This is a genomic window from Bacillus sp. SIMBA_005 (genome assembly GCF_046535585.1).
In the GTDB taxonomy this organism is placed as follows: Bacteria; Bacillota; Bacilli; order Bacillales; family Bacillaceae; genus Bacillus; species Bacillus pumilus.
The window spans coordinates 26,720-40,709 of record NZ_JAWRWI010000007.1 but is presented as its reverse complement, the minus strand read 5'-3'; the positions used below and the strand labels follow the sequence as shown (position 1 = coordinate 40,709).

Sequence of the window (13,990 nt, the reverse complement as noted above, 5' to 3'; positions counted from 1 at the left end):
GATGTTTTCCTCCCCTTACATACTTTCATTTACAGCATTTGTTTGGTTTTTCGTAGTGACATAGAGTCCTAACAATACCACAACTAAAATAACGCTTACAATCCAAAAGGCTGGAGTGACGTTCGCTTTAAAGGCTGCATTGTAGAAAACACCGCCAAATGCCCCGCCTAAAATTGGACCAACGACTGGCACCCAAGCATACTTCCAATTCGATGGACCTTTTCCTGGAATCGGCAAGATCGCATGTGCGATTCTCGGACCTAAATCACGTGCAGGGTTAATTGCATAACCAGTTGTTCCACCTAAAGAAAGACCAATTGCAACAATTAAGAAACCAACAATCAGCGGATTGACTCCGTCTGCAAATTTATTTGCACCAATCGCTAAGATTCCAAGAACTAATACAAATGTACCGATGACTTCACTAAGTACGTTTGCAAAAGTATGCGGAATCGCAGGACCAGTTGAAAATACACCTAGTTTTGCACCTGGATCATCTGTTGCTTTCCAGTGCGGTAAGTAATGTAAAAAGACAATAGTAGCCCCTATTAATGCGCCAAGCATTTGACCAACAATATACATTGGAACATCAGCCCAAGGAAAACTTCCTTCTAGCGCAAGCCCAATTGTGAGTGCGGGGTTTAAATGCGCTCCGCTGATTCCACCAGTTGCATATGCTGCAATGGCTACTGCAAATCCCCATCCGAAAGCGATTACAATCCAGCCGGATTGATATGCGAGTGATTTCTTTAAATTAACTGCCGCACACACACCGCCTCCAAAAATAATGAGCAGCATTGTACCTACGACTTCTCCCCAAAATGGTGTCATGAAAAATTCCTCCTCTGGTTCAGTTGCCATCCCCTATGAATGTGTAGAAAAGATAAAGAAAAAGATCCACAACAAACATACTTTACATTAGGGTCATTTGTCACCTAGTAAAGCGTTGTTGTGGATCTCCATTTCTCCATCACATGATATTAACTTAGTGCTATAGTATCAGAGGATGAAAACGTTGTCAATAAATATTCACATTTTATCTTTTTACTTTTGGAACGCTTTCCAAAGGGTGGTATTTGAGGTCGTCACAGCTGTAGCCCCTGCTTCAAGCGCTCTTTCTACATCTTCTTTTGTACGGATAAATCCGCCTGCAAAAATCGGGATCCCAGCTCGCTCGCGCACTTCTGTAATTAAATCTGGCACGACGCCCGGCAATACTTCAATAAAATCTGGACGATGTTTCCCAACGAACTCCATGCTTTTTTCCATGGCACTTGTATCCAGTAAAAACATTCGCTGAATGGCATATACCTTTTTTTGCTTGGCTTTTACTATGACAGAAGACCTAGTAGAAATAATTCCTGCTGGCTTCATTTCCTGACAAATAAATTCTGTTCCATACTCATCATGTTTAATCCCGTGAATGAGATCAACATGGACAAACATTTTTTTGTGATGAGCATTTGCCTCATTCATGATGCCCTTAAGCCGGCCTAAATGAACATCAAGTAAAACACCATATGTAAATGGACTTTTTAAAAATTCCTCAAATTGCTTCATATTGCGCACAGCAGGTAAAATGGGTTGATCATGAAAACTCATAAGCCGTCTCCTTCAAAAGTGTATTGGATCAGTCTTCTCCTAACAGTAATAGAAACTCTTCTATTTTTCAATACACGTAGTGTGCCCAATACCGCTTTCATCTCACATCACCTTCCTAGAACTAGCTCAAAATGATGAAAAGCAAACTTTTATTCAATAAAAAAAAGCAGAGAAGTCTCTCTGCTATAGCTGTGCCATGCTTTCTTTTAAGGTATTGATGATAAATGAGGCGTCATCATCTGTTATATTAAGCGGCGGTGCAAGCTGGGCAACGTTATTATAGCCGGCCACTGTATCCCCATTTTTCCCGATGATCAGCCCGCGTTTTTTACATTCAGCAATCAATTGGCCGACGACATGTGGTTCAGCTGGTTTTTTGGATTGTTGCTCCTGAACAAGCTCAATGCCAAACAGCAACCCTTTTCCTCTGACATCTCCGACAAATGGGTGTTCTTTTAACTCTTGCAAACGTTCAAGCATATCCCGGCCGAGCGCATCGGACCGTTCCACTAATTGCTCGTTTTCCATAATCTCTAGGTTCGCAAGTGCCACCGCACAGGAAGCAGGGTGACCGCCAAATGTATTCACATGGCGCAGCCTGTCATACGTATCTTCTCCTGCATAGGCTTCATAGATTTCTCGTTTCACGCACGTTGCAGAAAGTGGTAAATAACCGCTTGTGATCCCTTTTGCCATGGTGATAATATCCGGCTTTACTTCCTCATGCATAAAACCAAACCGCTTCCCTGTCCGTCCAAATCCGCAGATGACTTCATCTACAATGAGAAGCGCTCCATGGGCTTCACAGATATCTTTGACCTTCTTCAAATACCCTTTTGGCGGCATTAGGATACCTCCGCCCGTAATGATCGGCTCCATAATGACCCCAGCTATCGTCTCACTTAGTTCCCACGTCATGGCCTGATCTATTGCCGCAGCACTTGCCAGATTCTCTTGATCCTCAGGATGACGATACATATCAGGCGGTGCGACATGAATAAAGCCTTGACCTAATGGTTCATATTTATATTTACGCTGCGCTTGACCGGTTGCGGCAAGAGCTGCTGCTGTATTGCCGTGATACGACCGATACCGGGAGATAAACTTTGTCCTAGTACTCTCTCCTTTTTGCGCATGGTATTGTTTAGCCATTTTAAATGCAGCTTCGTTGGCTTCAGAACCGCTGTTAGAAAAGAAGATGACATAATCTCCGCCAAGCCACTCATTTAGCTTTTCAGCCAGCTGAATCGCCGGCACGTGGCTTTGTGTAAGCGGATAGTAAGGCATTGTCTTTAATTGCTTATACGCCGCTTCTGCAAGCTCTTTCCGGCCATATCCGGCATTTACACACCAAAGGCCTGACATTCCGTCTAAATAGCGATTCCCATGAATATCTGTCACCCAAGCACCTTCTGCCTCGTGAATGACCATACTTTCATTTTCCTTGTTTGTCCCTTTCATATGATGCCAAATCAACTGATCATCTTTCGCCTGAAGATTTTGAGCCTGCTCATGTATTTTCATCTTCCCGCCCCCATGTATCCGTTTTCATCATTAAAGAAGCTTAGACCAGTTCAGCAGCACATTGCCGCTCCATTCATTATATGGATGAAACGTGAGGCTTATGAAACTGGCACTAGAACGCCTGTAAAAGAGAACCAATCGATACTTTCATTATAAGAAAGGGGTCAGGCCGATTACATTAGACAGATCGTCAACTGATTGAACACCATCATAAGACACTTTTCTTAATGCCTTGGCAAAATCGCTAACGTTTATTTCCTTGCAGGAATTCATGAGCAAGAATCGCAAATTCAAGCGCCTGTCGTTTTGGCGCCTTCATCATATCCTCACCGAGCAAGGCATGCAGTTTATCCAGTCTATGATAAAGAGTTTGCCTGACAATATAAAGCTGGCTTGCGGTTTCTTTTTTAGAACCGTTTGTTTGTAAAAAGATATTCAGCGTTTGATAGAGTCTCCCGCTATTTTGATTATCGTATACAATCACGGGCTCTAAATACTCTTTCACCATACATTCAAGCAGACCGCTTTCCTTCATCATAGGCATGAGACGGAGCATATGTAGATCTTGGTAAAATGGGCTTTCCACCCGCTGAGGCATCACTTTTTTTAAATGCAGCAATTCTTTGGCTGCTTGAAAGCTTTTTCTCATGTGCTGAAATTTTTCACAATATTGACCGATACCAAAATTGATCTCGGCCCCTCGGGGCTGCTCCCGATTATACAATTGTTTGATGTCGTTTGCAGCCTTTTCCGCACGCTCTTTCCAGTCCTCTTTCTTTCTCGTGTTTAGTAAAATAAACAAGGTTTGTTCTTGATGCTCATATGCAATCAGATGGAAACCAGCACGCTGAAAAATAGAGCGGCAAGAGACAAGAAAGTAAAGATTCCCTGCGATTTCTTCAATTTGATGATGCTTTTGAAAGAGCAAGACGACGCAGCCAGTTGGCTTTTTCACCCCTTCTGTTTCTTCAAGGTGCTCTATAATCTCTTGTTCTGTATGCTCTTCTTGAAACCATTTTTGCAGCCATTCATTTTCTTTTGTCTTTTTCAGTTCTTCTGTATAAAGCTCTCTTAATGTTTGCTGGGCTAGAGCATTCGCTCCTTTATCCATCACAAGCAGTTCAAATTCAGAGAGCGTGTCTGCTTGATGAATGAGCACAAGATCTGCAAATGTTTGTTTGAGTGCAAGCACTTGTTTTTGTGTCACTTCGTATCCTTTTGGCACGGAAGCAAACTGCAAATAATTCATGACCAGTTCTTCCGTTTGTTTGGAAGAATCGCATAAAATAATCGGCTCGCCCTGAACAGGGAGGAGTAAAAGAATCCCCCTTACATGCTGATACACTTGATCCAAAATATCCATCTGCGGATGCGGAGTCAGCAAAAGCTCATTTAGCTTTGATGACAATGCTTCTAAATCAGCCATCATTTGATACTGACGCTCGATCATCATCGTATGAAGATGTTGCGTGATGTTGACGAACTTCACTTCTTTTGTAAACAGAATAAGCGGAAAATCTCTCTCTTCTGCATAAGTCAGTAATTCTTCTGGCACTTCGAATCTTAGCGGGACAAATTCAATACACAAGCCGGCCGCCCCTGAATCAATCAACTGTCGTAAAAACGCTTGAAACACATCCAGTTGATCATGGAAGCCTGCGGCTGTTGTTAATATAAGCTCGCCGCCATTTAATAAATCCTCTACATCAGGAACTTCTAACACATGTATCCATTTGACCTGCCGAAACAATCCTTTTTCCCCTGCTAACACTTTTGCATGCGCAAAATGCTTCGTTTTCAACACGTCACTCACTTGGAAATGAACATCTACATTCATTCATATGTCCCCCTTTGTTTGCCGCCTATCCCCTATCCCAGAGGGTGCATGGATAAAATCCATAATAAAACTGGTAATGTCACGATACTTAAGATTGTACTGAGAAATGTCGTGCTTGAGACAAACTCAGGCTTCGTTCGAAATTGTACAGCCATCAGCGTGGTATTTGCTGCTGTCGGCATCGCTGCCACTAAAATCATAATTTGTTTCACCATATCATCTACCGGTAAAATAAGCGTAAAGCCAAATGCGATGAGTGGGGAGATAAACAGCTTCAGCAATACAGCATAAGAAATATTGCGATAATCCACTTGCTTAAAAGAGATCACGGCAAGCTGCATGCCTAAAATAAGCATAATCGTCGGTATGGCAGCATTCCCCACAAGCTGAATACCCGTCATCAGCTCTTTAGGTAATGAAAGGTCAATCAGCTGAAATAATAGACCGATGAGCGCCCCGTAAGCAACTGGCATACGCAGCACTTTTTTCAAGACGACCTTTCCATCTCCTGCATCCTCTCCGCCCTTTGCTGCATAATACATGCCGATTGTACTCATGACAAGCTGCTGCAGCACCATCAACACGATCGCAATATCCAATCCTGCTGCTCCGAAGACAAGTAGCACAACGGGCGTGCCATAATTTCCATTGTTCATAAAGGCTGACGACAGAATCATGGCGCAATACGTTTCATTCGAATACCCATAAATACGAGATAAAATAAAAACAAATAAAATAAGTGCAAGACAAAGCCCGACAACAAAAATGGATAAATACACATAGTCCATCGACACTTTGTTTTGATAAAAGGTTTCAAACGCAAGAAATGGTGACATTAAATATAAAGACATTGATGAGAGCGTATGTATGTCAAAACCAATCGCCTTCTGCCCGATATACCCGATCAGGAATATGCCGAACACTGGCAGTAAGACAAGTAAAAACTCCATGCTGCACCTACTTTTCTCTAGTTGAATTCCAGATTCCTTCTGCTCCTCATTATCATACCACTGATAAACAATAAAAAAGAAGCACCCCTATGAAAGGCCGCTTCTTTCCTCATCCATATAAAACACTTCCCACAAATGACCATCTAGATCCTGAAAGCTCCATCCATACATGAACTCATGATCCTGCTTCTCCTTAAACGGTGAACCGCCTGCCGCCATTGCCTGCTCGACAAGCTCATCGACCTCTTCCCGTGAATGAACGCGCATAGAGATAATCACCTCTGATGCTTTTTTTGCATCCACTAATTGTTTCTCTGAAATAGATTGAAAATGCCTAAGAGATAACAGCATGACGGTGATCGTGTCATCAATGACCAAACAGGCCGCCTGATCATTCGTGAACTGCTGCTCAAATTCAAAACCCAGCCGCTCAAAGAAAGCGATAGATTCCTTCACATGATTTACCGGCAAATTGATATACAAATGTTTAGATTGTCGCCTCATGTTCCTCTCCTTCTTGAACACATAATCTCCTTTAAGTATATTCAGCTTTTTCTCCAGCATCCCTTTGTCAATTGAAAAAATCTGATGTCATCAAAAAGAAGCGCCTCAACGATAGGCGCTTCCTTCATTATTTCTTATATTCAATATGGTACACATCTCTTCTTCGGTCTTTCAGTTGACGTACAGTCCCATCTTGTCTTTGTCTTCTTAAAATTTCTAAATCGACATCACCTACGACGACCATCTCAATGTTTGGATTACACTCTCCTACAATCCCATCTCTTGCAAATTCAAAGTCTGATGGGGCAAATATAGCCGATTGTGCATATTGAACATCCATATTTTCGGTTTGCGGAAGGTTGCCAACTGTTCCAGAGATAACGGTATAAATCTGGTTTTCAACTGCTCTCGCCTGTGCACAGTAACGTACTCTTAAATAGCCTTGGCGGTCTTCTGTACAGAACGGAGTGAAAATAATTTTCGCTCCTTTGTCCGCTGCGATCCGTGCAAGCTCAGGAAATTCTATATCGTAGCAAATTTGGATCGCAATTTTGCCGCAATCCGTATCAAATACCCGGACTTGGTCACCTGCTGAAATCCCCCACCATTTTCTTTCATTTGGCGTGATGTGAAGCTTATATTGTTTTTCAATCGTTCCATCACGTCTAAATAAATAGGCAATATTGTAGATTTTCCCTTCCTCTTCTACAAAGTGGGAACCACCGATGATATTAATGTTATATTTCACAGAAAGGTCTGTGAACAAATTGATGTAGTCCTCTGTATATTCCGTGATCCGCTGCACGGCAAGACTTGGTGACCGCTCTTCTAAATAAGACATGAGCTGCGTCGTGAAAATTTCTGGGAATACGGCAAAGTCAGCTGATGCATCTGATGCGACATCCACATAATACTCGACCTGGTTCATAAATTCTTCAAAGGAATGAATTTGTTTCATTGCATATTGAATTACACAAATTCGAACAGGGAACGCCGATTTATAATACCTTTTCGATTGCGGGCGATAATCGACATTGTTCCATTCCATTAACGTCGCATATGTGCTGGATGCTTTATCATCTGGCAAGTAATTCGGATTGATCCGCATGAGACTAAATTCATTTAACAGCTGAAAAGATAAAACAGGATCATAAATTTGGTGAAGCATGACCTGCTCGACATACTGGCGAGGCGTCATTTCCTCTTGGTATTTATGATAGTTCGGAATGCGCCCGCCAATGATGATGCTTTTTAAATTTAATCTTCTTGCCAAGTCTTTTCTTGCTTCATACAAACGATGTCCAATTTTCATTCGTCGGTATTCAGGACTCACCATGACTTCGATTCCGTACATATTCATTCCATCAGGATTATGGTTTGTGATGTACCCATCATCTGTAATGTCCTGCCACGTGTGGCGATCATCGTATTCATCAAAGTTAATTAATAAACTTGAACAAGAGCCAATAATTTCCCCCTCGAATTCAGCACAAAACTGCCCTTCTGGGAAATGCTCAAGATGGCTTTCAAGATGCTCTCGTTTCCAAGGATCCATGCCAGGAAAGCATACCTCTTGCAAGGCAATGATTCGGTCAATATCCTCTTCCCGGATATTACGGATCACCATTCTTTTTTCAAATCGCGTTAAGTCTAGTTTTTCTGCCATGATGTATTTGCCCCCTTACTGATCCTCTTTTTCAAGCTGATGGAATAGCTGGAGCAATTCGATTTCAGCCATGGATTCTAATCTGACATCATATTCTTCAAATTGCAGCGTGCTCGTCACTTTGTTTGGGACGATGACACATTTCATGCCTGCGCGTTTGGCAGCTACTGATCCATTTACAGAATCCTCAAATGCCACGCAATCTTTTGGTTCTACCCCTAAGCAGCGTGCGGTTTGCAAATAGAGCTCTGGATTTGGTTTCACTTCTTCCACATCATCTGACGTGCGGATACATTCAAAGTAGTCGAAAAGACCAATCTGCTTCAGGTGATCAGACACCCATTTATAGTCTGAGCTGGAAGCAAGTCCAATCTTAATCCCCAGCTCCTTTGCTGCTTCTAAATAAGCTTCTACGCCAGGTCTTGCTGATTCGTCCTTCATTCTTTGTTGAAAACGAGAACGCCGATCTGCTGTGAGTGTCTCATGATCCAGCGTCTTCCCTAGCTGCTTTTCCAAATATTCAAATGGCTTAAAGCCTGCCTGCGTGCCAATGACCTTGCCCCATACAGAAAGAGGCAGATCTGACTCGTGCTCCGCAAACATTTCTTGTAAAACCTCATATTCATGTGTTTCTGTATCTAAAATTAATCCGTCAAAATCAAATATAATCGCCTTTACCAACGAGGCCACTCCTTTTTTTTACAAAAGTCTTAAACATATACTCCATGCTATCATATCGTGAATAAAATTGACTTTCAAAGATGAATGTCTGCTAAAATGATTATGTATAAAAGGAGCCTGCACCATTTTGTCAGGCTCCTACCCGTGTTCGGTTTATTCTGCAAGAGATCCAAGCGCTCCGATTCGTGGAGAAATAGGCAATGTTGAAAAAGAGCGGGTTTGGTATTACAGATCTTAAAGGTTTCTCCGTTCCCTTAAAAATAGTATGTGCGAGGGCCTTGTAAGTTAACAAGGAAGTTCACACCATCTTTTACGCATTTTGAAGGTGACGACTGGCAAAATCGTCTAGATCAAACGGAAAAGAAAAGCCGCAGGCATTGACCTGCTCACGGTTTCGCTCGAATAACTCACGATCACGTTTGGTGATATGACGTTTCGGTTTTACAATAATGGTATGTAATAGCTGAAGTCCCGATAAAATACGAAAAGCATCATCCATCGTCCCGTTATATACGCCATCAATAAAGGTAAGGGAGCGATCTTTTTGACGCATATCCCGCTGCTGTCCATTGACAGCATGAGAAAGAAGATCTTCAACATCCTTTGATATTTCTTCAATTGCCTGCTCTTGCAGGTCTGTAGCAGCTTTCATTAATCTCACGTGACATCTACCTCTCTGTCGTTATTTCTCCATTCAGAATAGCACAGAAAAAAAGGCGTTCGCCAAGGTAAGTGTTTCCTATATATACCCATAGAGAGGAACGGATATCATGATCATAAAAGGACACACGCTCTCACTCAAAGTAGACGAGCAGTATCATCACACATCACTCAGTCATTTTTTAAAGACGGCCGTATCTGCATCAAAACCAATTATTCATTTTTGGATGGAGCATCAAAAAGTCCGTTTAAATCAAAAGCCTGCCCATCACGCGGCTAAAGTCAGTCAAGGCGACCAGATCATCATTGATTTATTTGAAACAGAAGAAAGTGATGTGACACCGGAATACGGTGAATTAGAGGTACTCTTCGAAGACGAGCATTTATTAATTGTGCAAAAACCTGCCGGACGACCCACTCATCCGAATGAACAAGGACAAACAGGCACACTGGCAAATCTTGTGGCGTTCCATTTTCAAGCAAATGGAGAAGAAAAGCGGGTAAGACATATCCACAGACTTGATCAAGACACGAGCGGCACCGTCATATTTGCAAAGCATAGATTAGCCCATGCGGCTCTTGATCAAATGCTTTCTAAAAAAACAATCAAACGTACATACATCGCCATCGCAGAGGGACTTTTCAAAAAGAAGAAAGGCACCATCGATGCAGCGATCGGCCGTGACAAACACCATGCAGTCAAACGAAGAATCTCCCCTACAGGGCAAAAAGCTGTGACTCATTTTCAGGTCATGGACATAAATAAACGTCTGCAACTAACAGCGGTTAAACTTCAATTAGAGACGGGTAGAACGCATCAAATTCGTGTTCACCTGAGCAGTATCGGGCATCCACTAGTTGGGGATACATTATATGACGGAGTTCGTGAATACATCAACAGGTGTGCTCTTCACGCCAAGCAAGTAGACATGAAACATCCTTTTACAGGCGAGCATCTAATCATAGAAGCACCTCTACCACCTGATATGGACCAGCTCATGAGTCAAATCATCCATTAACAAAAGAGCCTGCTTTCATACGCAGGCTCTTTTTCTTTATTCAGACACTCTTTTTGCATAAATAATATACCGCTCTGGCGCATTGCCGACGAAATGAAAAGGATAGCATGTGGTTAATATGAGCTCTTCCTTTTCATTCTGCAATGTAATGATGGATGTATCATGCTGATCGACAATTTTTGTATGTGTGATTTCATATATAAATTCACCATACGGCACAGTGATTTTCAGTTGATCTCCAATATCCAGTTCGCCTGTCCGGCGAAACACCGTGTCACGATGGCCAGAAAGGACGATTTGTCCATTTTGATCCGGATAATAACTGTCTTTGTAGTGTCCTACTCCCTTCGCAAGGTCATCGGCATCCGTCCCTTCGACAATGGGAAGGTCTGCTTTTAATTTTGGAATCGTCAGGATGCCAGAGGCTTTCCCCATTTCAGGAGCAAACTGCTTCTTGGACATCCCTTGATCGTCCGCCACGACCTTCTTCGCTTCGTCTAATGATTGGGCTGTTTGAAGATGAGTCGATGCGATTTGCCAAATTCCCCAGCCGAGAAGCACAATCCCAGCTGTCATCACAGTCAGTGCAAGCCACTTTTTCATGCTTAAACTCCTTTGCTTGTTCCATTTCTCTTAGATGATACGCTCTTTAGCTTGCTGCTTTTTCTTCTTGTTTTGCTTTTTGAATTCGTCCCTCTTTTTGATACACAATGGAAGCTCCCTCAAAGCTTTTCACAAAATCGACAGTCGCTTCTAAGTCTTCTGGGCCTGTTTCAGGGTTTTGCCCCAGCCTGCCTATTGGTGCATATTTACTGCCAGTTGCAGTTGCCATGAAGTTATTCACAGTGAGTGTATACGTTTGATCAAGAGCTACAGCTGAACCGTCTGGCAGCTTCAAGTCGACTACTTTATATGTTACCGGATCATAGGAATATGAAAAGCCTGAAATGCTATAATCTGGTCCAAATTGTGGAGAAATTTGTGCTTCTATGATCTCTACTAAGTCTTTTCCCTTGATCTCTAGTTTGACTAAAACGTTGCCAAATGGCTGAATATTAAAGAGATCTCCCCACGTTATCGGCCCTTTTTCAAGGTTTTGCCTAATGCCGCCTCCATTCATCATGGCAAAGTCACTTTTCATTGAATATCTCATACCATCCGCAATCAAATTACCGAGCGGCGTGTCTCCATCATTTGAATAGCCGCCTTCCATTTTGACCCCGGCTTCTCCAACAACCTCACTAATTATCGGCTCCACTTCTTTCCCGTAATGTGCCAAGATGTCTGCTGCTTCCTTGTCCTTTTCTATACCTGCTTGATCTATATACTGGATTTTCGCACTCTTTTTGACGATATCCTTCGTTTTACGGTCAAGTGTCACATTGACTTCGCCAATCGCCTTTCCATATTCAAAGGCTTGCACAATTAATTTTCCATTGACCTCTCCATTGACCACTTCGTGATTATGCCCTGCAAAGATGACGTCAATTTCATCATCACCTTCTTTGGCAAGCTTTGCACTCTCTCCAGTGATTGTATCTCCATTTTGAGAGGCTGTCATATGAGCTAAAACCGCTATGGTTTTAATTCCTTCGTGGCTTCATTCACGGCTTTGACTTCATCTGTAAACTGAATGTCTTTAATCCCTTCTGGCATGACCATTCCTGCGGCTGACTTGGTCACAACGCCGATAAATGCGACTGGGATTCCATCGACATCGATGATTTCATAAGCTGGTAAAAGCGGTTTGCCAGTATCCTTGTATTCACAGTTCGCACAAACGAGCGGAAAGTTCTGTCCATCATACCCCTTTGTGCCTTTAGGATGATCTCCGCCATTTAAGATACGCAATAGCTCGTCTACCCCTTCATCGAATTCATGGTTGCCGACCGTGCCCACATCAAATCCAATGTTCTCCATGAGTTCAACGGTTGGTTCATCTTGTAGAAGAGAAGATATTGGAGAGCTCCCGCCAATCATATCTCCGGCATGGACCGTAATCGTATTTTTGTGCGCTGCTTGTTTTTGCTTCATATAGGCCGCGACATAATCCATTCGTCCATACATGCCTTTATTGCCATCACCTTTTAGATCCAGCTCGTATTCTTGATCAATTTTACCGTGTAAATCATTCATACTTAAAATCGTTAATGGTACGTCGTCCGCATCCTTTACAGGCTGATAACCAGCCTGTTCTGCTTCTTCTTTGGAAGCAAAAAAGATCCGTTTGTCCACATCGATTTCTTTCCATTTGTCAGGGGACACGTAGGTTTTGACAGATGAGTCACCAACATAGCGTGTCAGTCCTTTTTTCTGTTCACGTGCTCTAAATTCAAACGGCTGTTCCAAGAGAGGGTCCGCTTCGTTCCATATGCCCAGTCCTTTTTCCTTTGCTTCTTTTACTGCTTTTTGATACGTATGATACTCCTTTTCATCTCCTACTGGCCAGATGAAATAAGTAGGAGCATATCCTTTTTTCACAAGCTCTAGATTTGTATTTAACCCTTTTTTGGTTTTCACTTGAGCTAAAAGACGTCCATAGTTATCCTTTGCTTCAGGACCAATCTTTAATGTGACCTGGTCACCACTCGAAAGCAGTGTTTTTAAATAGTCAGTTGCTTGCTGTCCAAAACGCAATTGGTTTTTGTCTAATTCGCTTTTTGGCTGATGATACGTTTCAGGCGTGTCCATATTCACAAAGCGCACCTTTGTTGTACCTAAAACGGGCTTCTTTAGATGAATCGTATCTCCATCCACCACACGGTCAACCGTTGCTTTGTATTCTTTCTTCATCTTTGGCGGCTTTGGCTGGCGTTTCAGCAGGTTGATATCATCCTTATGTCTTGGAAGCACCTGCAGCGTATCATACCTGCTTAACACCCCTGTAAACTCGTACCATTTCCCTGTCTTTACTTTATCAATCGCATTCGTATCGACCATCACTCTCAGAGTGGTGCTGTGATATTTTTTATCAATGATCACCACATTGTATCCACCACCAGCCGGCTGCGCTGGTTTTGCCTCTACATAGCCTTTGAGCTTTACTAGTCTTCCTTCATGTTTACCGGCTTGTTCCGTTTCTAGCTGCTTCACAGACACTCGCTTCGCCTTTGGCAAGGTTTGCTTCACAGCATCTATCTTCAGACTGCCTTGATCTGGCACAATTTCAATCAGTCCTTTATAAGACGTGATTTTACCAGTCACTGTCACCTTCATCCCTGCTTTTAGTTCCGGGAAGTGATTGGGCTGCGCTGAATAAACATTGATTCCAGCTGATTTGTCTTGAATGTATGTGGACAGTTTCCCATTGCCAACAGCTGATTGATCTGCTGTCACAATTCCGCTCACCGTCACAGTCTCTCCTATGAGCTGACGGGCTTTTTTGATCTGCACAATCTTTTTTTGTTTCCACACCATTTCTTTCTTTTCAGATGCATTGACCTCGCTCCCTGCGGACATGCCAGGCAATAAGGATTGCAAACTAAAGATCACCAAAACCAAACAACAAATCATTCGAATAGATAGCATTCGTCTCATTAGACCTCTC

11 protein-coding genes and 1 pseudogene are annotated in these 13,990 nt (G+C 42.6%); 1 reads left to right on the top strand and 11 read right to left on the bottom strand.

All coding sequences use genetic code 11. The features are described 5' to 3' along the window. Positions 1 to 15: 15 nt before the first annotated feature. The 9 genes from SB660_RS12815 to SB660_RS12775 all read right to left on the bottom strand — a co-directional run bounded on the left by SB660_RS12815 (position 16) and on the right by SB660_RS12775 (position 9,425). On the bottom strand, positions 16 to 831 hold the full coding sequence (locus SB660_RS12815; protein ID WP_061407218.1) for an MIP/aquaporin family protein: 816 nt from the start codon (positions 829 to 831) through the stop codon (positions 16 to 18). Between the two features lie 213 nt (positions 832 to 1,044). Beyond that, positions 1,045 to 1,602 (bottom strand): glycerol-3-phosphate responsive antiterminator, encoded by a 558-nt coding sequence (locus tag SB660_RS12810; protein ID WP_034663739.1) that lies wholly within the window; start codon positions 1,600 to 1,602, stop codon positions 1,045 to 1,047. Between the two features lie 183 nt (positions 1,603 to 1,785). After that, positions 1,786 to 3,126, bottom strand: coding sequence for an aspartate aminotransferase family protein (locus tag SB660_RS12805; protein ID WP_339165361.1), 1,341 nt, complete (start codon positions 3,124 to 3,126; stop codon positions 1,786 to 1,788). Between the two features lie 244 nt (positions 3,127 to 3,370). Next, positions 3,371 to 4,963, bottom strand: coding sequence for a PucR family transcriptional regulator (locus SB660_RS12800; protein WP_339165359.1), 1,593 nt, complete (start codon positions 4,961 to 4,963; stop codon positions 3,371 to 3,373). A gap of 32 nt (positions 4,964 to 4,995) precedes the next feature. Beyond that, entirely contained in the window at positions 4,996 to 5,913 is a 918-nt protein-coding gene (locus tag SB660_RS12795) for an AEC family transporter (RefSeq protein ID WP_058014444.1), read from the bottom strand. Between the two features lie 87 nt (positions 5,914 to 6,000). Then, on the bottom strand, positions 6,001 to 6,417 hold the full coding sequence (locus tag SB660_RS12790) for a VOC family protein (RefSeq protein WP_339165357.1): 417 nt from the start codon (positions 6,415 to 6,417) through the stop codon (positions 6,001 to 6,003). A 127-nt stretch (positions 6,418 to 6,544) separates the two neighbouring features. After that, positions 6,545 to 8,083 carry a bifunctional GNAT family N-acetyltransferase/carbon-nitrogen hydrolase family protein gene (locus SB660_RS12785; RefSeq protein ID WP_012009394.1) on the bottom strand — a complete coding sequence of 513 codons (1,539 nt, stop codon included), beginning with the start codon at positions 8,081 to 8,083 and terminating at the stop codon, positions 6,545 to 6,547. 15 nt (positions 8,084 to 8,098) lie between these two features. Next, positions 8,099 to 8,764, bottom strand: coding sequence for an HAD family hydrolase (locus SB660_RS12780; RefSeq protein WP_012009393.1), 666 nt, complete (start codon positions 8,762 to 8,764; stop codon positions 8,099 to 8,101). 310 nt (positions 8,765 to 9,074) lie between these two features. Next, positions 9,075 to 9,425, bottom strand: coding sequence for a DUF5365 family protein (locus tag SB660_RS12775; RefSeq protein WP_034663751.1), 351 nt, complete (start codon positions 9,423 to 9,425; stop codon positions 9,075 to 9,077). Between the two features lie 109 nt (positions 9,426 to 9,534). Between SB660_RS12775 and SB660_RS12770 the strand changes: the two genes are divergently transcribed. Next, positions 9,535 to 10,443: an RluA family pseudouridine synthase gene (locus SB660_RS12770; protein WP_268498195.1), complete on the top strand. Its 909-nt coding sequence runs from the start codon at positions 9,535 to 9,537 to the stop codon at positions 10,441 to 10,443. A 36-nt stretch (positions 10,444 to 10,479) separates the two neighbouring features. On the opposite strand, the gene SB660_RS12765 is transcribed toward SB660_RS12770, so the two are convergent. Then, entirely contained in the window at positions 10,480 to 11,046 is a 567-nt protein-coding gene (locus SB660_RS12765) for a class D sortase (protein WP_058014450.1), read from the bottom strand. Between the two features lie 46 nt (positions 11,047 to 11,092). After that, a pseudogene (locus SB660_RS12760) lies at positions 11,093 to 13,980 on the bottom strand (5'-nucleotidase C-terminal domain-containing protein). Between the last annotated feature and the right edge of the window lie 10 nt (positions 13,981 to 13,990).

Coding starts and splice junctions, on each gene's coding strand:
- SB660_RS12800 (WP_339165359.1), bottom strand. CDS start 4,963: ATGAATGTAGATGTTCATTTCCAAGTGAGTGACGTGTTGAAAACGAAG.
- SB660_RS12785 (WP_012009394.1), bottom strand. CDS start 8,083: ATGGCAGAAAAACTAGACTTAACGCGATTTGAAAAAAGAATGGTGATC.
- SB660_RS12770 (WP_268498195.1), top strand. CDS start 9,535: ATGATCATAAAAGGACACACGCTCTCACTCAAAGTAGACGAGCAGTAT.
- SB660_RS12790 (WP_339165357.1), bottom strand. CDS start 6,417: ATGAGGCGACAATCTAAACATTTGTATATCAATTTGCCGGTAAATCAT.
- SB660_RS12765 (WP_058014450.1), bottom strand. CDS start 11,046: ATGAAAAAGTGGCTTGCACTGACTGTGATGACAGCTGGGATTGTGCTT.
- SB660_RS12795 (WP_058014444.1), bottom strand. CDS start 5,913: ATGGAGTTTTTACTTGTCTTACTGCCAGTGTTCGGCATATTCCTGATC.
- SB660_RS12815 (WP_061407218.1), bottom strand. CDS start 831: ATGACACCATTTTGGGGAGAAGTCGTAGGTACAATGCTGCTCATTATT.
- SB660_RS12810 (WP_034663739.1), bottom strand. CDS start 1,602: ATGAGTTTTCATGATCAACCCATTTTACCTGCTGTGCGCAATATGAAG.
- SB660_RS12805 (WP_339165361.1), bottom strand. CDS start 3,126: ATGAAAATACATGAGCAGGCTCAAAATCTTCAGGCGAAAGATGATCAG.